General features: G+C 64.0%; 20 protein-coding genes, 1 tRNA gene and 1 pseudogene. 11 read left to right on the plus strand and 11 right to left on the minus strand.

Features of this window, described 5'->3' with window-relative positions; translation table 11 throughout:
* Positions 1–189: hypothetical protein (locus tag Q7O19_RS09370; protein WP_303810139.1), on the plus strand; the 189-nt coding region annotated here is incomplete at its 5' end.
* Positions 177–261 (plus strand) — tRNA-Leu (locus tag Q7O19_RS09375). The genes Q7O19_RS09370 and Q7O19_RS09375, both read left to right, overlap by 13 nt.
* Positions 262–384: 123 nt before the next feature.
* Here Q7O19_RS09375 and Q7O19_RS13510 read toward each other — a convergent pair.
* Positions 385–1,215: an alpha/beta fold hydrolase gene (locus Q7O19_RS13510; protein ID WP_369692461.1), complete on the minus strand. Its 831-nt coding sequence runs from the start codon at positions 1,213–1,215 to the stop codon at positions 385–387.
* 130 nt (positions 1,216–1,345) lie between these two features.
* Between Q7O19_RS13510 and Q7O19_RS09390 the strand changes: the two genes are divergently transcribed.
* Genes Q7O19_RS09390 through Q7O19_RS09405 form a run of 4 tightly spaced genes read left to right on the plus strand, consistent with a single transcriptional unit; the run spans position 1,346 to position 4,348 of the window.
* On the plus strand, positions 1,346–2,182 hold the full coding sequence (locus Q7O19_RS09390) for a hypothetical protein (RefSeq protein WP_303810144.1): 837 nt from the start codon (positions 1,346–1,348) through the stop codon (positions 2,180–2,182).
* Positions 2,182–3,252 (plus strand): class I SAM-dependent methyltransferase, encoded by a 1,071-nt coding sequence (locus tag Q7O19_RS09395; protein WP_303810145.1) that lies wholly within the window; start codon positions 2,182–2,184, stop codon positions 3,250–3,252. The genes Q7O19_RS09390 and Q7O19_RS09395 overlap by 1 nt, the downstream gene beginning before the upstream one ends.
* On the plus strand, positions 3,249–3,533 hold the full coding sequence (locus Q7O19_RS09400; protein ID WP_303810146.1) for a hypothetical protein: 285 nt from the start codon (positions 3,249–3,251) through the stop codon (positions 3,531–3,533). Before Q7O19_RS09395 ends, Q7O19_RS09400 begins: the two co-directional genes overlap by 4 nt.
* Positions 3,530–4,348: a DUF4437 domain-containing protein gene (locus Q7O19_RS09405; RefSeq protein WP_303810147.1), complete on the plus strand. Its 819-nt coding sequence runs from the start codon at positions 3,530–3,532 to the stop codon at positions 4,346–4,348. The genes Q7O19_RS09400 and Q7O19_RS09405 overlap by 4 nt, the downstream gene beginning before the upstream one ends.
* A 105-nt stretch (positions 4,349–4,453) precedes the next feature.
* On the opposite strand, the gene Q7O19_RS09410 is transcribed toward Q7O19_RS09405, so the two are convergent.
* From Q7O19_RS09410 to Q7O19_RS09445, 8 genes are read right to left on the minus strand one after another with little or no spacing between them, the layout of a single operon-like run.
* Entirely contained in the window at positions 4,454–6,721 is a 2,268-nt protein-coding gene (locus Q7O19_RS09410; RefSeq protein WP_303810148.1) for a TonB-dependent receptor, read from the minus strand.
* Positions 6,718–7,062, minus strand: coding sequence for a hypothetical protein (locus tag Q7O19_RS09415; protein ID WP_303810149.1), 345 nt, complete (start codon positions 7,060–7,062; stop codon positions 6,718–6,720). Before Q7O19_RS09415 ends, Q7O19_RS09410 begins: the two co-directional genes overlap by 4 nt.
* Positions 7,059–8,546: an ABC transporter substrate-binding protein gene (locus tag Q7O19_RS09420; protein ID WP_303810150.1), complete on the minus strand. Its 1,488-nt coding sequence runs from the start codon at positions 8,544–8,546 to the stop codon at positions 7,059–7,061. Before Q7O19_RS09420 ends, Q7O19_RS09415 begins: the two co-directional genes overlap by 4 nt.
* 29 nt (positions 8,547–8,575) lie before the next feature.
* Positions 8,576–9,691 (minus strand): class I SAM-dependent methyltransferase, encoded by a 1,116-nt coding sequence (locus Q7O19_RS09425; RefSeq protein WP_303810151.1) that lies wholly within the window; start codon positions 9,689–9,691, stop codon positions 8,576–8,578.
* Entirely contained in the window at positions 9,688–10,503 is an 816-nt protein-coding gene (locus tag Q7O19_RS09430) for an ABC transporter ATP-binding protein (protein ID WP_303810152.1), read from the minus strand. Before Q7O19_RS09430 ends, Q7O19_RS09425 begins: the two co-directional genes overlap by 4 nt.
* A complete protein-coding gene (locus Q7O19_RS09435) occupies positions 10,500–11,327 on the minus strand; it encodes an ABC transporter ATP-binding protein (protein WP_303810153.1) in 828 nt (275 codons plus the stop codon). Before Q7O19_RS09435 ends, Q7O19_RS09430 begins: the two co-directional genes overlap by 4 nt.
* A complete protein-coding gene (locus Q7O19_RS09440) occupies positions 11,324–12,127 on the minus strand; it encodes an ABC transporter permease (protein ID WP_303810154.1) in 804 nt (267 codons plus the stop codon). The genes Q7O19_RS09435 and Q7O19_RS09440 overlap by 4 nt, the downstream gene beginning before the upstream one ends.
* Positions 12,124–13,053: an ABC transporter permease gene (locus tag Q7O19_RS09445; RefSeq protein ID WP_303810155.1), complete on the minus strand. Its 930-nt coding sequence runs from the start codon at positions 13,051–13,053 to the stop codon at positions 12,124–12,126. The genes Q7O19_RS09440 and Q7O19_RS09445 overlap by 4 nt, the downstream gene beginning before the upstream one ends.
* A 176-nt stretch (positions 13,054–13,229) precedes the next feature.
* On the opposite strand from Q7O19_RS09445, the gene Q7O19_RS09450 reads away from it, so the two are divergent.
* Together Q7O19_RS09450 and Q7O19_RS09455 are read left to right on the plus strand one after the other, a co-directional pair.
* Positions 13,230–14,429 carry an NAD(P)/FAD-dependent oxidoreductase gene (locus Q7O19_RS09450; protein WP_303810156.1) on the plus strand — a complete coding sequence of 400 codons (1,200 nt, stop codon included), beginning with the start codon at positions 13,230–13,232 and terminating at the stop codon, positions 14,427–14,429.
* Positions 14,426–15,184, plus strand: a complete 759-nt coding sequence (locus Q7O19_RS09455) for a hypothetical protein (protein WP_303810157.1) — start codon at positions 14,426–14,428, stop codon at positions 15,182–15,184. The genes Q7O19_RS09450 and Q7O19_RS09455 overlap by 4 nt, the downstream gene beginning before the upstream one ends.
* On the opposite strand, the gene Q7O19_RS09460 is transcribed toward Q7O19_RS09455, so the two are convergent.
* Positions 15,181–15,993 carry a GntR family transcriptional regulator gene (locus Q7O19_RS09460; RefSeq protein WP_303810159.1) on the minus strand — a complete coding sequence of 271 codons (813 nt, stop codon included), beginning with the start codon at positions 15,991–15,993 and terminating at the stop codon, positions 15,181–15,183. The two genes, Q7O19_RS09455 and Q7O19_RS09460, sit on opposite strands and share 4 nt — an antisense overlap.
* 106 nt (positions 15,994–16,099) lie before the next feature.
* Between Q7O19_RS09460 and Q7O19_RS09465 the strand changes: the two genes are divergently transcribed.
* From Q7O19_RS09465 to Q7O19_RS09475, 3 genes and pseudogenes are all read left to right on the plus strand, one after another.
* A complete protein-coding gene (locus tag Q7O19_RS09465) occupies positions 16,100–17,581 on the plus strand; it encodes an aldehyde dehydrogenase (RefSeq protein WP_303810160.1) in 1,482 nt (493 codons plus the stop codon).
* Positions 17,582–17,662: 81 nt separating this feature from the next.
* A pseudogene (locus tag Q7O19_RS09470) lies at positions 17,663–17,791 on the plus strand (transposase); the annotation flags it as partial.
* An 88-nt stretch (positions 17,792–17,879) separates the two neighbouring features.
* Entirely contained in the window at positions 17,880–18,860 is a 981-nt protein-coding gene (locus tag Q7O19_RS09475; RefSeq protein ID WP_303810162.1) for an MBL fold metallo-hydrolase, read from the plus strand.
* Positions 18,861–19,051: 191 nt separating this feature from the next.
* Here the strand turns inward: Q7O19_RS09475 and Q7O19_RS09480 are convergent, their stop codons facing one another.
* Entirely contained in the window at positions 19,052–19,438 is a 387-nt protein-coding gene (locus tag Q7O19_RS09480; protein WP_303810164.1) for a transposase, read from the minus strand.
* Between the last annotated feature and the right edge of the window lie 258 nt (positions 19,439–19,696).

A 19,696-nucleotide genomic window follows, 5' to 3' on the forward strand; every position in this document is an offset into this window, starting at 1 on the left:
GTGCCAACCTCCGCCTGGCGAAGGGCAAACGCGATCTGCTCGCCTGTGAACTTCGACTTCTTCATCAGCAAAATCCTCCGCTCAAAGCAGCTTCGATTTTGCCAGATTCCTCTCATTCAAACCGGATACATTTTGCGGGACAGGGTCACGCGCCATGCGCTAACCGGGCTGGCACTGCCCCTGTGGTGAAATTGGTAGACGCGCTCGACTCAAAATCGAGTGGAGAAATCCGTGCTGGTTCGAGTCCGGCCAGGGGCACCAAAATTAACTTAAATTAAGCTTTTTAATTAAGCATTTTGACGGGTGAATTTATACACTTTCCCGTTGAGTCCGGAGAGGCCTGCGTGGAGCAGCAATATCGTTAAGCATTCCCGGCATGATCGATCACCCTCCGCCTGTCGACCGGGGCATAGGCGCGATAAAAGGCAGGATTGCTGCCACCCATTGATCCGCTTGCTCAAGATGCATGGCGGCACCGCCGGGCAACGCGATGGCATCAAAATCCGGCCGGGCGGCAAGAACGCGCTCCAGATGGCCAAACAGCGGATCCGTGCGCCCGGCGACGCAGAGGGTTGCAACCTTGATGGCTTGCAAGTCGGGTGCTGGATCATGGGCGAAAGCCGCGGCGTGGCCGCCGTCTGGGCCAGCTTGGGCCCAGGCAATGACGGCAAGTTGTATCGACGCGTCGGAAAGTTCCGGGTCGCCGCGCTGGCGCATGACGGCCCATCGATCGGTGAGATGGCTGCCGTCGGGGCGCAGGACAGCGGCATTGCCATGCAGAGCGGCCCGGCTAGCGCGTTCAGCGGGCGTGTAAAGGGGCAGGTTGTCGAGGACTAGGCCATGCACAAGTTCCGGATGGCGGGCGGCCAGCGCGGCGGCAATCAGCGCGCCGGTGTGATGGCCGATGACAACAGCGGGTGGGCGGTCGAGCGCTGCCAGCACATGCGCAAGATTGTCGGCGTGATCGGCGATTCCGGCACCTTCCGGCGCAGGGTCGGACAGGCCGTAGCCGGGCGAATCAGGTGCAATGGCGCGGTGGCCCGCGGCAGCCAGCCTTGGCAGCACGGCCTGATACTGGAAAGACGACCAGGGGCTTTGGTGCAGCAGCACCAGCGGCGGCCCCTCCACGTCCATTCGTCCATCCATCAGGCAATGAACCTGGCCCCATTTGCCGTCGACATAACAGCGGCGACTGAACGAATTGCTGTCATGCATGGCCCCGTGCCCCCTTGCCGCGCGCCGTCATCCCATGCCATCGACATACCGGGATACGGCGACGCCGCTTTGCCTCGAATAAGCGCATGGAACCTGTAATATGGTGGATGGCAGGGATCGGGACAGTGACATGAATGTTGCTGACAGGCCAGTGCTGGGCGGTATTCGCGCAGTCAGCTTCGTTGTTCCCGAACTGGCCGCGGCAACCACGCCCTATGTCATGCACTTGGGTTATCAGGTCGTTGCAGAAAGCCGCCTGACAGAAGAGCGGTCAGCCGCGATGGGAGCGCCCGCGCTGGCCGGTTGCGCGGTGCGGACGCTGGGGCCGGCAAGCGGCGAAGCTGTGTTCCTGCATTTCATCGAGGTGGCGGGAGCCGTGCCGCCGCCGGCCTTGACGACCCATGGCTGGAACGCCACCGAATTCGTGGTGCAGGATGTGGATGGGCTGGCGGCGCGGCTGGCGGACGATCCGGCCTTCACCATCATAGGGCCGCCGGCTAGCCTGACACGCTTTCCGATGATTCGGGCCATGCAGGTGCTGGGACCCTGCGGCGAGTGCCTGTATTTCACGCAGGTCGGCCCGGGAAGCGGGCTGGCGCTGGCCGAGGCCAGATCCTTTGTGGGCCGGGTGTTCATCGTTGTGGCCGGAGGCGCCGATCTGGCGGCGATGTTTGCGGCCTATGCCGGTTTCGGTAATGCGACCGACCCGCCGGTGGCAACGCCCGTCAGGGTGATTTCGGCCGCCAATGGCCTGCCACCCGAAACGCTGCACCCGCATGGGCTTATCAAGCTGGCCGAAGGGACCATGATCGAACTGGACGGTTATCCCCCTGGCACGAGGGCGCGCCGACCGGTGGTGGGAACGCTCCCTCCGGGCATGGCGATGGTGAGCGTCGCAGCTGATCGCGACGAAATTCGGCGCGGCGGCGCAGGTGAACTGCTCGAACTTGTCAGGGAGACGGCGTGATGGCGCAATTGCAGCTGGCCGACCGGGCGGCGGTGGATTTCGTCCTGTCGCTGCGCCGGCGCTGGGCCGACACGCTGTATCCAGCGGTTCGGGCAGAATGGGACGCGGCGGATGCCGAACCGACCGCCGCGCCGGCCGGGATTGCCCCCCCCGGCATAGCTCTGGCGGTGCACGCCCTGCCGGCCCATGCATGGTTTGCCTGGATGGAACGCGGCGCGCAGAAAATGCTGTGGCGCGCCACAGCAGACGCCGTGGCCAATAACAGCGACGAACTTGCAAACGAGCCTGCAAGCCTGGGGCCAACCCGGCTCGAACTGGATCCCGATCTGCTGTTGCCCGATTGGTACACCGACTGGGACATTCATCTCCAGCCCGGCGGTGTATGGTCGGGGCCGACGGCGGCCCGCGTGTATGAACTGGGCGCCAAGCTGGTGATGCTGGGCGAAAATGACGATTATGGCTTTCACCGCCTGTTCGTCGAAACCGCGCTGCCACGCCGTGATTATCGCCGCATCGTCGATATGGGCTGCGGCTTCGGCAAATCAGCCTGGCCGATGCAGCAGGCGTTCCCTGATGCCGTGGTAACCGGGGTCGATCTGTCTGCCCCTTGTCTCCAGCTGGCAACGGCACGCGCCAATGCCCGAGGGCTCGCCATGGTGTTTCGTCAGGCCGACGCCGCCGATACCGGGCTGGAGGCCGGCAGTTTCGATCTCGTCACCTCGACCATGCTGATCCACGAGGTACCGCTGGAGACGTTGGCAGCGATCTTCCGGGAGGCCGCCCGGCTGTTGCGCCCCGGCGGCCTGTTGCGGTTCATGGATTTTCAACCGACCGGCGATGCGTTTCGCGATCTGGCGATCATCGAGCATGGTGCGCGCAACAATGAGCCCTTCATGCCGCCGATGCTTGCGGCCGATGTGCCGGCGATGGCGGCGGCGGCGGGGCTGATCAATGTCGGCTGGACGGCGTTTGATGAACGCGGCGCAGGTCTGCTCGATGGGCTGGCATGGCCTGATCGGTTGGAATGGCATTTTCCCTGGGCGGTGTTGGCAGCGGAAAAGCCGCAATGAGCGGCGTGTTCGGCACACCCGATCCAGAGCGGCTGGCTGGCCTGGTTTTCGAGCTTGCCATGCAGCTGCATGTCGAGCGGGCGCGGCGTATCGCGATCGAGGCGGTGCTGCGTGACGCCGGACTGATAAGCGATGCGGTCATCGAAACCGCGGGCGCCGACCCTGCAACGCGTCGCGAAACCGGCGCCGCACTCGACAGGGCACTGGCCGGACTGATGCGGGTGATCACCGAAACGGCAGACCCGCGCACACCGTTGCGCAAGGAGGGAAGCACGCAATGAGCCGACCATGGATCGAATTCGTGCAGGCACAGCACCTGCCGTGGCAGGATGATGGCCTGAACGGCACCCGCCCCGGCATCCAGACCAAGGTGCTGAGCCAAGATGCGGAAAGCGGCGCGTTGAGCCTGTTGCTGCGGATTCCGGCAGGCTGGACCCTGCCAGCCGGCGCAATGGCGTGTGATGAGGAATTTCTGGTGCTGGAGGGCGCCCTGGAGATCGGCGGTCAGTCTTATGGGCCGTTCGGGTATGCACATTGGCCGGCCGGGCATGAGGCGGGGTCGCGGACGTCTGAGGGCGGGGCGGTTGTGCTGGGCTTTTTCTCGGGCATGCCTGCAGCAGGGCCAGCAGGGCCGGTGGACGAGGCGCGACTGGTGCGCCATCTCGACGGCTTTTCCGTGACCTATACCGGCAATTTCCATCCGGAGTTTCCGGCCGGCGCAGGGCGCAAGCTGCTCTTTGTCGATCCCCATACCGGCGATACCAGCTGGATATTGGGCACCTTGCCGATGCGCTGGGCCGAGCGAGCCGAGGTGCATCCGGTGGTGGAGGAGATGTATCTGCTGGCGGGCGAAAGCCACGGCAACCGCGGCGTGATGAAGCCCGGCGCCTATTTCTGGCGGCCACCGCATATTCCCCATGGGCCTTATGGGACGATGACGGGAAATCTGTATTTCTTCCGCACCAAGGGCGGCAGGCTGGTGACCGATTATGTGGACGGCGAAAAGGGTTTCGCCTGGAACCGCCCTTATGACCCGGCGCTGCCAGACGCGCTGAAGCCCTACGCCGGCGATCTCGAGACCGGCGTGCGCTGGTAATGCCGTGCAACGGGCACGGGCATGAAAAGGCTCCCGGCAGGTGCTGCCGGGGGCCTTTCTGGTGCGAGGCTGGCCGTGATTGGCAGCCGTTCCCAGAAGCCTCGCCTAGAAGTTGTAGCGAGCGCGGATCAGCCAAGAGCCGGGCACATCGAAAAAGTTTGCGCCGACAAGGTTGGTGAGGATGTAATTCTTGTTGAAGCAGTTCTGGCATTCGACGGTGATGGCTAGATTATCCACGCCCTGCGGCCGCAGCGCCAGCGAGGCGTTGATATAGGTCTGCGAGGGCTGGTAGGTGTTGCTGGCCGCTGGCTGATTGGGGCTGCCGGCGGTGGCCACCGCATAAGCGCCGGTGTAGTTGTAGTTGGCCGTTGGCGTCAGCGTGCCCAGGCCGCTGATCCTGGCATCATAGCTGACGATCAGGTTGCCGGTGATCGCGGGCGCGCGGACCGGACGCGCCAGTTCGCCGATATTGTCGACGAAATTGGCGTTGCACGCCGGTGCCACGGTGCTGCCGGATCGGCAGCGGGCCTGCTGCGCGATCACCAGATCACTCGGGTTGACGAACCGCGCGCGCTGGAGGCCGAGTGATCCCGAGATATTCAGCCCCTGAACCGGGATCCAGGTGGTTTCGATTTCAAGGCCATAGTTGCGCAGATCGGCCGGGTTGGTGGTGGTGGAGACCGGCACGCCGCCGACCAGCGCCTGCGCCGGGATCTGCACGTCGAAGGTGGTGGCATAGAAGGCGGTCGCATTGAACCGCAGCGTGTTGTCAAAGGCATCGGCCCGCAGACCGCCTTCGTATGACCAGACGGTTTCAGGCGCGAAGGGGATGAACGCGTTGTTGGCGGTGGCGCGGCCCGGCCAGCCGCCGGACTTGAAGCCGCGCGTGGCGGACGCGAACAGCATCACGTCATCGGAGGCTTCATAGCTGATGGCAAAGCGTGGGGTCCAGGCCTTGTAGACTTGCTCGATGGGCCGTCCCGAGGCGACGATGCCGGCGGTGGACAACTGCACGCCAAGTGCGCCGGGATTGGTGAAGACCCCGATGGTGCGCTTTTCATAGGTGTAGCGCAGGCCGGCAGTGAGCACGAGCCGCTCGGCGATGCGGTAATCGCCCTGACCGTAAATGGCCCATGTGCTGGTATCGTTGAGCAATGTGCGGTCGGCCGTGACCGTCTGGACCAGCGTCGTCGTATTTGTGGCAAGCTGGGCGAAGTCGGTGACGTTGTCTTCCTTCATATAGAAGGCGCCGAGCACATAGTTGAGGTTGCCGACATCGCCGTTCAGCTTCAGCTCCTGCGTGACCTGTTCGTGATCGCTGTCATTGAGGATCGGATTGAAGCCGGTGTTCCGGGTCGGGCGGGGCGCAAAGCCGCCGCTGTCGATGATGAACTCCTGATCGATCTTGCGGTAACCGGTGATCGAGGTCAGCACGGCGGCCCCGAGATCGAGCGCGATGTTGCCGGTGAGCGCGGTGGACCGGGCGACGTTGTCGAGCGAGAAATTGGCCTTGCGACCCGTCACCAGGCCCGTGAACGCCCCTTGCCTGATATTGTTGTCTACCAGACGTTCACCGTTCGGGCCAACGCGGTTGAGGAAATTGGTGTTCTGATCGTCGACATGGTCGGCAGTGATGTCGATGGTCAGCGTGTCAGTCGGCAGCAGGCGCAGCATGCCACGGATGCCAAGGGTGTCGCGGCTGTTGAACTTCCGCCCCGTCGACACCTGCGTCGCGTAACCATCGTCGCGGATCCAGAAGGTGGAAATCTTGGTCAGGACCTTGTTGCTCATCGGCAGGTCCACCGACGCACGCAAGATGGTCTGATTGAACTTGCCATAGCCGGCCTCGACATAGCCCTTGAGCTCTTCTCCGGGCTTGCGCATCACGATGTTGATGGCGCCGCCGGTGGTATTGCGGCCAAAGAGCGTGCCCTGCGGCCCGCGCAGCACTTCGATGCGCTCGACATCGAACAACGCGAAGTTGTTGGCGTTCTGGCGTGCAACGAACACATCATCGACATAGGTGCCGACCGGCACATCGAAAGTGGCGATGGATTCGCCGTTGCCGACTGCGCGCAGGAAATAGCTGGCCGAGGTTCCGACGCCGACATTCTGGTTGCCGGCCATGTTCGGGATGTTGCGCAGGATATCATAGGTATCGATGATCTGACGGCGGTTGAGTTCGGTCGCGTTGAAGGCCGACACGGCGATCGGCACCTTCTGCAAGCTCTGCTCGCGGCGCTGGGCGGTAACGGTGATCTCCTCGACGTTCTCACCGGACGGCGCAGCGTCGGCAGTTTGCGCCTGCACGGGTGCGATGGCTGCAAGGCCGATGAACGCAGTGGTCAGCATCCATTTCGTAAGCTTCGTCATAAGGCTCCCTCCCTGTTTTGCCTCGTGGTTTCGCGATCGGTAGCAACCCGTTCATCGAAAAAAATGCGCAGCGCCCGCGCGGCCAGCGCCGCCTGGGCGTCCTGGCGTTCAGCCTCCGCCTCGGGGCCGAGCGGTGCTTCGCGAATGCTGTCCAGTGGCCGGCCGGCAACTTGTGCCAGCGTGCGTTCCAGCCGGTCGATCCGGTCGATGGCCACGCCGAGTTCGACTAGCAACGCCAGGGTGATGGTCAACACCTGCTCGGTCTCGGCATTGTCGAGGCTTGCGGGGCGCTGTCCGCGCCCGGCCCGAATAATAGTCAGAATGTCGTCGGTGCTGGTCATGTCGCAGGCCCGGTGATGGTTTCAAAACTCGGCACGCGATTGACGATGCGCACCCCGGCCAGGCCGGGGCGATGAGCAAACATGTCCACCTGCTCGACAAGGAACAGCGACGGAGCGGCATCATGATATTGCTGCGCCATGGCCTGCATCGCGGCATTGCGCCGTGCCGGATCGGCAATCTCGCTGGCGACGCCAAGGCTGGCGGCCAGCGGTTTGTCACAGAAGAACGCGTTGGGTCGCTTGCATGAAAAGCTTTCAAGGGCGCGCGTGACATCATTGTAGGGCGCGCTGTTCCACGATGCGCCGAAGGCATCGCCGGCCCATGTGTTCTTGGCGAGTTTGCGCAGATAATCGGCAAAGGTGATGGTGCGCAAGGTAGGGGTGATGCCAACCTGGCGCAAATCATGCGCAACCGTCTGATAAATCAGTGAATCGGCGGGAAACGCGTTGATCTGGATTTCGATGGTGAGCGGGAAACCGCGGGCATAACCGGCCTGCGCCAGCAGCCGCCGGGCCAGCGCCGGATCATGAGGATAGGCGGCAACGGCCGGATTATAGCCGAAGGACATATGCGCCGCGGGCTGGCCGGAAGCGCGGCCAAGCCCGCGCAACAGGATGCGGGCCAGCACATCCTTGTTGACCGCATGGTTCAGCGCACGGCGCACGCGCACATCCTGCAACGGGTGCACGCCCGGGCGCTCGGTGATGAAACCCACCGACATCACCGACATTGAAGGCGCCGTGACGATCGGAAAGCGGCGATCGACAAGCCGGTCCATCTCCTCGATTTCGATGGGGGCGATATCGACATCGCCCGAAAGCAGCGCCTGCGTGCGCACGGCGGCATCGGGCAGTTCCAGCCAGCTGAGGCGGGAGATGGCCACCGGCCGCCAGCTGTGCGGATTGCGCACCGCTTCGGCGCGGCGGCGGCGTTGATCCCAGCCGGTGAGCAGATAGGGCCCGGTGCCGACCGGCTGAAGGGCAAAGCCTTCGGGGCCGAGGCGCTGCCAGCGATCCGGTTCCACCATCATGGCCGCCACCAGCCGCTTGGGCAGGATGGGATCAGGCTTCGAGGTAATGAAATCCAGGGTAAGCGGCCCGCTCGCTATCGCGGTCTTTACCAGTTTGAGTTCATTGCCGATCACCGTGCGGCGGCCGGCCGGCGAGATCAGCCAGCCGATGACACGGGCAGCAGCGGCGGCATCGAATGGCCGGCCATCGGCGAAACGCACACCGGGGCGCAACTTAAAGCGCCAGCTGTTCGGCCCGGTCGCAACCCAGCTGGTGGCCAGCGCCGGCACAAGTTCGCCGCTAGGGGCAATCTGCGTCAGCCCATCGAACAGCGCATTCCACACCAGGGTGCTGGGCCGGCCATTGCCCTTGTATGGATTGCCAAGGCTGACCGGCAAGGTGTTGACGCCCACACGCAGGGCTTCGGTCGGCCGCGCCGGTTCGGCACCGGCGGATGCCGCAGCCAGGGCCATGGACAGCCCAAGCAGGAGGCGGCGCAGGATCAAGCCGGCTTTCCGCCAGCGAGCAGATACCAGCCCATCGCACCATCGACCTGCGACAGACGCAGCTCCTCGATATCGGCGGGCGCAAATCCGGCGGCCACCATGTCGGCCACAAGATCATCGCCGGCATAGATATTCCAGAACGCCTCGCCATTGTGCGATGTATCCCAGGCGCGTTCAACGCGGGCGACCAGTTCGGTCACGAAGCGCGTCGGCACATCCTGGTGAAATACCATGCCGCCGGGGCGGACAACGCGGCGCGCTTCGGCCAGCATGGCGCGGCGCTGTTCCCGGCCGATTTCGTGCAGCAGATTGTGCGACACCACCAGATCGAAGCTGTCATCGGCAAAGGCCGAAAGATCGGCCGCATCGGCCTGATGGAAATGCACCGCCACGCCAAGCGCCGCGGCCCGGGCGTGGGCATAGCGCAACATGCCGGCGCCGATATCGACGCCGTGGACGTCGGCATCGGGAAAATGTGCCGCCCAGGCGCAGGTGGCCGCGCCTGCCGAGCAGCCCAGATCGAGAATGCGCTCCGGCTGGATGCCCGGGTGGCGCGCTTCGAGGTGGCGGATCACCGCGCCGGCCTTGCTGTCGCCCTTGCCCACGCCCTGACCGAAGGCATAGATGTTGCCGCCGGCTTCGTAGAGGGCGCCGGCGAGCAGATCGCCTTCGCCGCGATCCATCGTATAGCCGCCGGGTTGCAGATGGATATCGATGTCGGCAATTTCGCCGGGCGGATCGAAGGCCGGATCGAGATGCAGCGATCCGAGCGCCGGCACAGTGCGGCTTGCGGCCTCGGCACGAGCGGCATCGCGGACCAACGGCGCCCCGGCGGCCACCCAGATCATTTCCTGCGAGGCGCGGTTCATCGCGCTCCACATCCGGTATCCCGTCGACAGGAACAGCGCATTGGCGACGTCTTCGGGCGATTGCGGCGCACGGCCGTGGCGCGCGGCAAACGCCGGGGCACCCTCAACCTTATAAAGCGCGACGTTGCGGGGACGCAGCCTGCCATTGATCGTTCGGCGCAGCGCCACCACCATCCGCTGCCGGCTCTTTTCCTCTTCCGTGAGCGTTGGCAGCAGCGCGTGCTGCAGATCACGCACCTTCATGGTTGGTCTCCTTCAACATCAAGCAGCGCAATGTCGGCCATCAGATCGATGCCGCCGCGATCCATGTCGGGGGTCGCGGCCAGCAACAGGCGCGTATAATCGTGCGCGGGCGCGTCGAGCACCGCCGCGCAGTCGCCTTGTTCGAGGATACGGCCGGATCGCATGATTGCAACGCGATCGGCAAGGCGGCGCACCATCAACAGATCATGCGAAATGAACAGGATGGCGAGGCCAAGCCTGTCGCGCAGTTCCAGAAGCAATTCCGAAATCGCAAGTTGGGTGGTGACGTCGAGCGCCGACAGGGCCTCGTCGGCGATGAGCACATCGGGTGCCATGGCCAGCGCCCGGGCAATGGCAACCCGCTGTTTCTGCCCGCCCGACAACTCGCGCGGACGCCGGCCCAGAAGTTCACCATCCAGACGGACCATGGCCAGCAATTTGGCGACGCCTGCTGCAATGGCCGCTTTATCGGTGATGCCGCTGACGACGAAAGGCTCGGCAAGCGTCGTGCCGATGCGGTGGAAGGGATTGAGGCTGGCGTCAGGATCCTGAAACACCATCTGGATGCGCCGGCGATCGTTTCGCGCCTGTTCCGACAAATCCGTGCCCGCGAGCGCAATGCGGCCCGAAGCCGGCCGGACCAGCCCAGCCACCGCGCGCGCGATCGTCGATTTGCCTGAGCCGGATTCGCCGACCAGGGCAAGGATCTGACCGTAGTGCAGTTCAAGGCTGCAGGCATCGACAGCCCTGACGGGACGCCGCCCGCCATAGCTGACAACTAGGTTGTCCACGCACAGCAGCGGCGGGGTCATGCGGACTGCCGATCGCGGCGCTGGCCGATGGCGCGGCGGGCGGCAACAAGCTGCTGCGTATAGGCCATTTGCGGCGCCTCCAGCACCTGCCGCGCCGCGCCGGTTTCGACGATTCCACCCCGGTGCATCACCGCGATGCGATCACAAAGCGAAATGGCCACCCCCAGATCATGCGTGATGAGGATGGTTGCCCGTGCCGCAGATTGCGCCCGCAACAGGGCAAGGATCGCGCGCTGCACCGTGGCATCGAGCGCCGTCGTCGGTTCATCGGCAATCAGCAAAGGCGGATCATTCAGCAGCGCCAGCGCAATCATCACGCGCTGGCGCTGGCCGCCCGACAGTTGATGGGGATAACAATCGATCAACTGATCCGGATCGGGCAGGTGCATGGCGCCGAGCCGTGCGCTGGCCAGCGTGCGTGCCGCCGAGGCCGACAGGCCTTGATGGTGCATCGCGGATTCGACCAGCGCGGTGCCGATCCGGCGCACGGGATTGAACGAAGACAGTGGATCCTGAAAGACAAAGCCGATGCGGCTGCCGCCAAGTCGGCGCCGGGCGCCGGCAGACAGCGCACCCACATCCTGGCCGGCAACCGAGATCGCGCCGCCGGTGACCGCAAGCGTTTCGGGGAGCAGTCCGCCGATGGCCAGAGCGGTCAGCGACTTGCCCGATCCGGATTCGCCAACGATGCCAAGAATCTCGCCGTTATCGACGGCAAGCGACAGGCCATTGACCAGTGACGCCCCGCCGATCTTGCCGATCGAAAGCCTGTTGACCTGCAATGCGGGGGCATTTTCCTGCCATGCAGGGGCGGGGGCCATCATGCGAAACGCCTCCGCAAGCCATCGCCAGCCAGATTGCATGCAATCACCACCATCACCACCGCCGCCGCCGGCACCAGCAGCATCCATGGGGCTGTCAGCAGATAGGCCCGGCTTTCGCTCAGCATCGCGCCCCAGGTGGCGGCGCCGAGCGGCGCGCCAATGCCGAGGAAAGACAGCGCGCTTTCCGCGATCAGCATGTCGGCAAAATGAAACGCGGCAAGCACCGAAAGGCTGGGCACGAGGCCGGGCAGGAGGTGGATGGCAAACAACCGCAACGCCGACATTTGCATCATGCGCGCCGCCAGAACATATTCCCGCGTGAGCAGGCTGGATGCCTCCGCCTCCACGACCCGCGCAAAGACCGGCCAGGTGACAAGGCCGAGCGTGGACACCACTGCCCAATATCCGTTGCCGACAATGGCAATGGTTGCGGCAGCCAGCACGAACACTGGAAACGACTGGGCCAGCGCGGTGATCTGCCGGATGATGCCGGCAAAGGGCCATTGCCCCGATGCCGCGACCAATCCGAAGCAGGTGCCGATGACGAAGGCGATCAGGGTGGCAAGGCCGGCCGTTGCCATCGACCAGGCAAGGCCCGTCAACAGCCGTGCCGCCATGCTGCGGCCAAGCTGATCGGTGCCAAGCAGGTGACCGGGGATGAACGGCGGCAACAGCCGCTCGTCCAGCCGAATGAAATCTGGATCCGCGCCGCCGAGCAGCGGCCCGACCAGCGCCAGGAGTGCGAGCAGGCCGAGCAGACCAAGGCCGAGGACCAGCCACGGATCGCGGGGCGCGTTCATTTGGTGTCGCCCAGTCGCGGATCGAGGCGGCGTTGAACCAGCGCGGTCAGGGTGTTGACCAGAAACACCGCGATCACCACCATGAACGTGATCGCTTGAACAACCGGGAAATCCAGATTGGTGGTCGACTGGACAAGCAGCCAGCCAACGCCGGGCCACGCAAAAATCGCCTCGATGATGACTAGCCCGGTGACAAGAAAGGCAAACTGCGCGCCGATGAGCGCCACGGCGCCCAACAACGCATTGGGTGCAACGTGCCGCCACAATATTTCCGTGTCCGATGCACCATTGGCTCGCGCGGTGCGCACGTGATTGGCGGGCATGACAGCCGCCGTGTTCGCCTCCACAAGGCGCGTGAGCTTGGGGATGAGAAACGACGCAACGGAAACCGCGGGGAGCACCCAGCTGGAAGGACCGCTGGCGCCAAGTGCGGGCAACCACACCAACTGGATGGCAAAGAGCTGCACCAGCAGCAGCGCCGTGACGAAGCCCGGGAACCCCTGAAGCACAAACAGCAGGCCGCGGATGAGCCGCGCCGCCACCGCGTTGCGGGTCGAACCAAGCCACAGACCGGTCGGCAGGGCCACGACCAGCGTGAGCGCCATGGCCACGCCGCCCAGCAGCAGGGTTGCCGGCATGGCATCGAGCACCTTGGCGAGCGCCGGCGTATCATCAACCAGCGAGCTGCCGAAATCCGAACGCAGCAGGCTGGCCATGTAGCGGCCATATTGCACGATCAGGCTTTCGTCGAAGCCATAACTCTGCCGGATCGCGGCAATCTGATCGGGCGGCGCATCGGGACCGGCCAGCACGATGGCCGGATCACCTGTCAGCCGGAGCAGAAAGAACAACAGCGTGATGGTGCCGATCAGCAGCACGGCAAGATCGAGCAGCCAGCGGAACGTCGAGCGTGCATTGCCCTGCATTGCAGGCGTCCCCCTTTCCGCTGAAATCCTGGCACATGTTTCAAATTCAACACAAGTAGAGACTCGCAAGCAGGCAAGCGTCAAGGGTCTCTGGCCAATTTGGTCGCAGCCGCGTATCGGAACGCTTGCCCGTTGTATCTTTCTTGCTACGTGTGCGGGATGCAATGAGGGTGCCGATGGGGCAGGACAAACAGGTCGTGATCGTCGGAGCGGGCCCGGTCGGGTTGACGACCGCGCTCCGGCTCAGCGGCTTCGGAATCCCTTGCGTGGTGCTGGAGGCGCAGGCCGATCTGCCCGAAGACCTTCGCGCCTCCACCTTTCATCCGCCCACCCTCGACATGCTTGATCGTTACGGGCTCGCCGCCCCCTTGATCGCGCAGGGGCTGGTGTCGCCGGAATGGCAGATCCGAATGCACGAAAGCGGCGAACGCGTCGTGTTCGACCTTTCGGTGTTGAAGGACGACACCGCCCACCCGTTCCGCCTGCAGTGCGAACAATCCAGGCTCTGCCGGTTGCTTCTGGGGTGGCTGCAGGACGATCCGAATGTCCGCATCATCTTTGATGCCCGGGTGGAAACGGTGGCGCAGGATGGCGATGGCGTCGTGGCCCATGTGCGGACAGGTTCTGGCGAGGCCTTTGCCGTTGCCGGCCGGCTGTTGGTGGCGGCCGACGGCGGCCGCAGCCAGGTGCGGCAGCAGCTTGGCGTGGACATGCATGGGGAAACCTATCCCGAAACCACCATTCTCGCCACGACGCGCTTTGCCTTCGAAGCAAATCTCGAAGGCCTGTCAAATGTCAATTATGTCTGGACACGGCAAGGCACGTACAGCTTGCTGCGGCTGCCCGATCTGTGGCGCTGCAGCCTTTATCCCGATGCCGGGGAATCGATCGAAGATGCGCTCACGCCCGCCGCCATCGAACGTAAGCTGCAGCGCATCGTGCCGCGCGATACGCCGTATGACGTGATGGAAATCCGCCCCTATCGCGTGCATCGCAAGATCGTCGAGAATTTCCGGATCGGCCGCGTCTTGCTCGCCGGCGATGCAGCCCATATCAATTCGCCGTCGGGGGGCATGGGTATGAATGGCGGCATTCATGATGCCTTTGCCCTGACCAGTGCGATCGCAGACATGTGGCCGAATGGCGATCTGGCGCGGCTGGATCGTTACGATCGCAGCCGCCGGCCGATCGCGGCCGAAGAGATTCTGGGCCAGGCCCATGAAAACCGCTCCCGGATGCAGGAGCGTGATGGCGAGCGGCGCCGCGAAGCGTTTGCCAATCTGCAATCGATCGTGGCCGATCGGGATCGGCTGCGGACCCATTTGCTGCGATCATCGATGATTGCCGGGCTGCGGCGCGCCGAGGCACTGGTATGATGCGTGATTATGGCAGCGCCGGCCGGATCGGCATTGCCACACCGCAGGCCAATCCGGCCGTGGAAGCCGAATTCGGGATCATGCTGCCGCGCCGCTGTTCGCTGCACGTGACCCGCCTGCAAAGCCCGGCAACAGACCCTGCCGACCGTCTGGTAGATTATCTGGAACGGCTGGACCGCGCGGTGGCCGCATTCGACAGTTTCAGGCCCGATGTGTTCGGCTTTGCCTGCACCGGATCAACCTATCTGGTGGGCCCGGCGCGCGAGGCAGAGATACTGGCGCGCATTTCGGAGACGACCGGCATCACCATCGACACGGCCGCCGCCGCGATTGCCTGGGCGCTGGAACTTGTGGGGGCACGGCGCATTGCCATCGTCTCCCCCTATCCGGCAGCACTGGCGCACGCCGCCCGGCTGCATTGGGAAGCGGCCGGCCTCACCATCGTGCGCACCGCGCAGGTGCGCATCGTTTCTGATGACACACGCGGGATTTATGATCTGAATTCGGCAGATGCAGCGCCGGTGCTCGCTTCACTCGATATGTCCGGCCTTGATGCGGTGCTGGTCAGCGGCACCGGCTTGCCAACCCTGAAGTTGCTGGCCCGCTGGCCGCACCGATTGCCCCTGCTCAGCGCCAACGCCTGCCTGGCGGCGCGGCTGATGGCACGGCTGGGCGCGGAACCCGCCGCGCAAATGCCGGGCATCGCCGGTTGGCGGGAACGCCTGGCCGAAGCGCTCGATCCGGCGGCAGATTAGCCGACGTGGCGCCAACGTGGACGCCCGGCGCTCTGGTCGCGGCTCAGGAGCATGTGATATTCATAACGGTCCGGCCGATACAGGCTTTGCTGGAACAGCAGCGGCGCATTGGCCACATCACGCACCGTGCGTCGCAGCAGCACCAGTGCCGAACCGAGCGGCACATCGAGCCAGGCGCCCACTTCATGATCGGCCAGCGTGGCGCTTATGGTTTGTTCGGCACTGGCAGAGCGGATGCCGGCGGTTTCCAGGGCCGCCACGGTGGTGCGATCGCCCAGGGTCTCGGGATCGATCAAGGCGGCCGTGGCCGCAGAAATCCAGATCGACGACACCGAAAAGGGCGAGCCGCGGTGCGAGCGCAGTCGGCGGATGCGGATCGGATCGCAGCCGTGCGACAGTTCGAGTGTTCCCACCACATAGGCCGGCGGCGCTGGATCGGCACCGAAATCGAGCAGGGTTGCCTCGGTCTCGAGGCCGATGGTGATCAGATTGTCGATCATGCCGGCAATGGTGTCAGCCGGCGCGGCGGGCGTGCTGGCCACAAAGGTTCCGATGCCGCGGCGGCGGACGATCAGGCCATCCCGTTCCAGCAGGGCAAGGGTGCGACGCACCGAAACCCGCGACACGCCAAACTGTTCGGCAAGCAGGAATTCCGAAGGCAGCAGCGCGCCGGGCGGATATACCCTGTCACGGATACGCTGGCCGATGATCAGATGCAGCTGGTGATAGACGGGCAGGCTGCCACTGGCATCGGAACCGATCTGGCGTCGGCCGATGCCGGTTGGGCTGGACTTGGTGTCGGTCGCCATTCGGGTCCTGAATGTCTTTCGGCAGGTCGGAGACTGACAAATGGATGAAGACATTGCCATCGACCAAACCGGATTGTACCACGCAAGCTGCTTAGCGGAGGCGCCGATGTTGACCAAGTGGCAAGTTCCGCAAGCTGTCACCAGCCACATCGCCGGATCGTCTGCAACAGCCCAAGGCCAGCGACTGCCCATCGTCTATCCCGGTGACGGGCGCATCGTTTCCGAACTGTGCGAAGCCGACGCCCATGTCGTGGATATGGCGGTGGGCGCCGCGCGGGAGGCCTTTGATCATGGCCCGTGGCGGCGCATGGGCACAGAGGAACGCGGCATCATCATGCACCGTGTGGCGGCGCTGGTCACCGCCCATGCCGAGGAACTCGCCTGGTTGGAATGCCTGAATTCCGGCCTGCCGATGGCGCGATTGCAACGCATCCACATGCCGCGCGCCGCACAGAATTTCACCATGTTTGCCGAAGTCGCCTCGCAAGCCGCCGGGCAGGTTTTCACGCAGGATCCGCGATGCCTGACCATGGTCACCCGCCACCCGGTCGGCGTGGCGGCCCTGCTGTCACCGTGGAATGCGCCGGTACCGCTGACCAGCATGAAGATCGCGGCTGCCATCGCCTTTGGCAACAGCGCCGTGGTCAAGCCCTCCGAGCTTACCCCGCTGGCCGTCGCGCGGCTCGTCCAGCTCATCGAAGAAGCCGGCGTGCCTCCGGGTGTCGTCAATCTGGTCAACGGCCGCGGCCCGATCACCGGGCAGGCGCTGATCAATCACGACGGCGTCGATCTGGTCTCCTTCACCGGCGGAACCGCCACCGGCCGGGCAATTGCCTCATCCGCCGCCGCCCGGCTGGTGCCCGTAACCATGGAACTGGGCGGCAAATCCGCCAACATCATTTTTGCCAGCGCCGATCTCGACCGGGCACTCGATGGCGCGTTGCTGGGCATATTTTCCAATAACGGCCAGCAATGTCTGGCCGGTTCGCGTATCCTCGTCCAGCGTTCGATCGCCGATGATTTCATCCAGCGCTTTCTGGCGCGCACGGCCGCGCTCAGGATCGGCGATCCGATGGACCCGGCGACCGAGCTCGGGCCGGTGATTTCCGATGCCCATCGCCGCCACGTCCTGTCGTTTGCCGACAATCTGGGCGACGATCGGCTGCTGATCGGCGGCGGCGCCATCGATGGCCCGGGTTTCTATCTGGAACCGACCGTGGTGCTGGCCGCGAGCAACGCCAGTGTTCGTGCCCAGACAGAGATGTTTGGCCCGTTTGCCACCTTCATCCTGTTTGACACCGAGGACGAGGCAATTGCGATCGCGAACGACAGTCGCTTCGGGCTGGCGGCCTATGTCTGGACCGACCATCTGCCGACGGCGCTGCGCTGCTCGCGGGAAATCCGTGCCGGCGTCATTTGGGTCAACACGCCCATGATGCGGGAACTTCGCGCGCCCTTCGGCGGCTTCAAGGACAGCGGCATGGGGCGCGAAGGTGCGCAGGATTGCCTCGCATTCTACACAGAACCGACCACCGCCAGTTTTGCTATGACGCAGCCGCCTCTGCAAAAACTTGGCGGTGAAGGTTAGCCGTTCGCATCGCGATCGTGAGGTGGTCCCGGAAAACTGGACAGGGTGGTAAGCTATTCCCGCTCTGAAGGATTGACGGGAATGAAGACGAGGAGAAAGCGCTACAGCGCGGACTTCAAGGCCAAGGTTGCGCTGGAGGCGATCCACGGGGACCTGACGCTGGCAGAAGTGGGGACCAAACACGGCATCCACCACATGATGATCGCGGCGTAGCAGCAGGTAGGGGGAGGAGGATTGCTTGTTGCTGTAAAGCGCGCGATCATATTCTACAGCGGCTAAGTTAGGGGAGAGCGCTACGATGAAATCCTGGATGGCGGCACTTGTGATGGCGTTAGTAACCCTGATCTGCAGCACTGCTGAGGCGGCCGACGGCACCGCTCATCGGGCCAAGATGTTGAAAGTCACGACCCTTTCAACCATGGTTGCTGATACGAAAGGCTTCGGCGAATGGGGCTACGCCGCGCTGGTCGAGGTCGATGGCAAGCGCATCCTGTTCGATACAGGTGCGGATCCTGATATCGTGCTGCGCAATGCCAAAATGCTGAAGGTCGACCTGTCCACAGTTGAAGATGTGATCATCACGCATTTTCACGATGATCACACCGGCGGCCTTATTACGCTGCGTAAAGCAATGATGGCGAAAAACCCGTCGGCCCTTTCTCACCTCCATGTGGGGGCCGGCATTTTCGACGCGCGCTTTGAAGCGGGCGGAGCAGCACCGAACGAGAACGGCTTTTCCGATCTGGCAAAGGCTTATCTCGCCACCGGCGGGCGGATCAGCGAAGTTTCCGCCCCTGCCGAGCTTGTAACTGGCGTCTGGCTCACCGGGCCAGTGCCGCGCGGCCATGCCGAAACCAACTGGAATGCCGGCCTGTTCATCGAGGCTGGTGGCACTCTCGTCCCCGATACAGTGCGCGAGGATAGCTCGCTGGTGATCGCGACTGCCGCGGGCACGGTTATCATCACCGGATGCGGCCATGCCGGAATCATGAACATTGCCGACGCAGCGGGCGCGATCACGGGCGATTCCCGCCTGCACGCCGTTATTGGGGGCATCCATCTTTTCGCCAAGCCGGACGCCGTACTTGTCGAAACCGCGGGACGCCTCAAGGGCCTTGCCTATCTGCTCGGGGGTCATTGCACGGGGATCGAGGCGACGGTGCGGCTGCGGGCGCTGCTAGGGCTCGATCAGCGCACTGCGGTGGTGGCAGCGGTGGGCTCCAGCTTTGCGTTCGGGAAAGGCATCGAAGCGGGCTGGATTGCAGGCTGGGCCGGTTAACGGCGATGTTCCCCGTCAAAGTAGTCAAAGTCGTCAAAGTGGCAATCACGATAGCGAAGACTACACCCCCGACTTTAACGAGAATGACGAATTTGACGGGCAGTCACAGTGAGGTGATCCCGGAAAACTGGACAGGCTGTTAAGCTATTCCCGATCTGAAGGATGGACGGGGGGAAGTCGACGGGGAAGCGTCAAAGCGCGGATTTCAAGGCCAAGGTTGCACTGGAGGCGATCCCCCAGCCCGCGCAGCCGCTGGGGGTGCACAGACAGCAGTCAGCTTGGGTGCTGTCGATCATGTCGGCGCTGGTATCGCGCGTCACCGTCTCGGCCAGCGTCTCCAGCAAGGCGTCGAATACGCCGGTCTCCACCCAACGCCGATAGCGCCGGAACACGCTGTTCCACTTGCCATATTCGTCCGGAAGCAGCCGCCACTGCGCCCCCGACCGCGCCATCCGCATCATGCCCTCAAAGTACGGCCGGTTATCACCAGCAGGACGGCACCCGCGTCCGCGCTCCGACGGCAACAATGGACCGATCAGCGCCCACTCGTCATCGCTAACCCCAATCCGTTCGCCCAATGCCGCCTCCAAAAGACAGCCTTGAATCAGTGACCGAGTCTCAGGTCAAGCTTTGTCCACGTGGCCTAATGCCTGTGCTCGAGACGCCGTCATCCAATGTGCAGATCAGTATGTACGAAGGAAGCGTGGGTCCCATATCTGGGAAAAGGGGGGGGCGCCGGGGTGGGGTCTGGCTTGGCAGGAATTTGAAGGGGGGTGGGGCGCCCGTTCGGAGACGGGGGCGACTTGCACCTTTGCTGCGCCCTGATGCCTATCTGA

This window comes from Sandarakinorhabdus limnophila DSM 17366, assembly GCF_945882885.1.
In the GTDB taxonomy this organism is placed as follows: Bacteria; Pseudomonadota; Alphaproteobacteria; order Sphingomonadales; family Sphingomonadaceae; genus Sandarakinorhabdus; species Sandarakinorhabdus limnophila_A.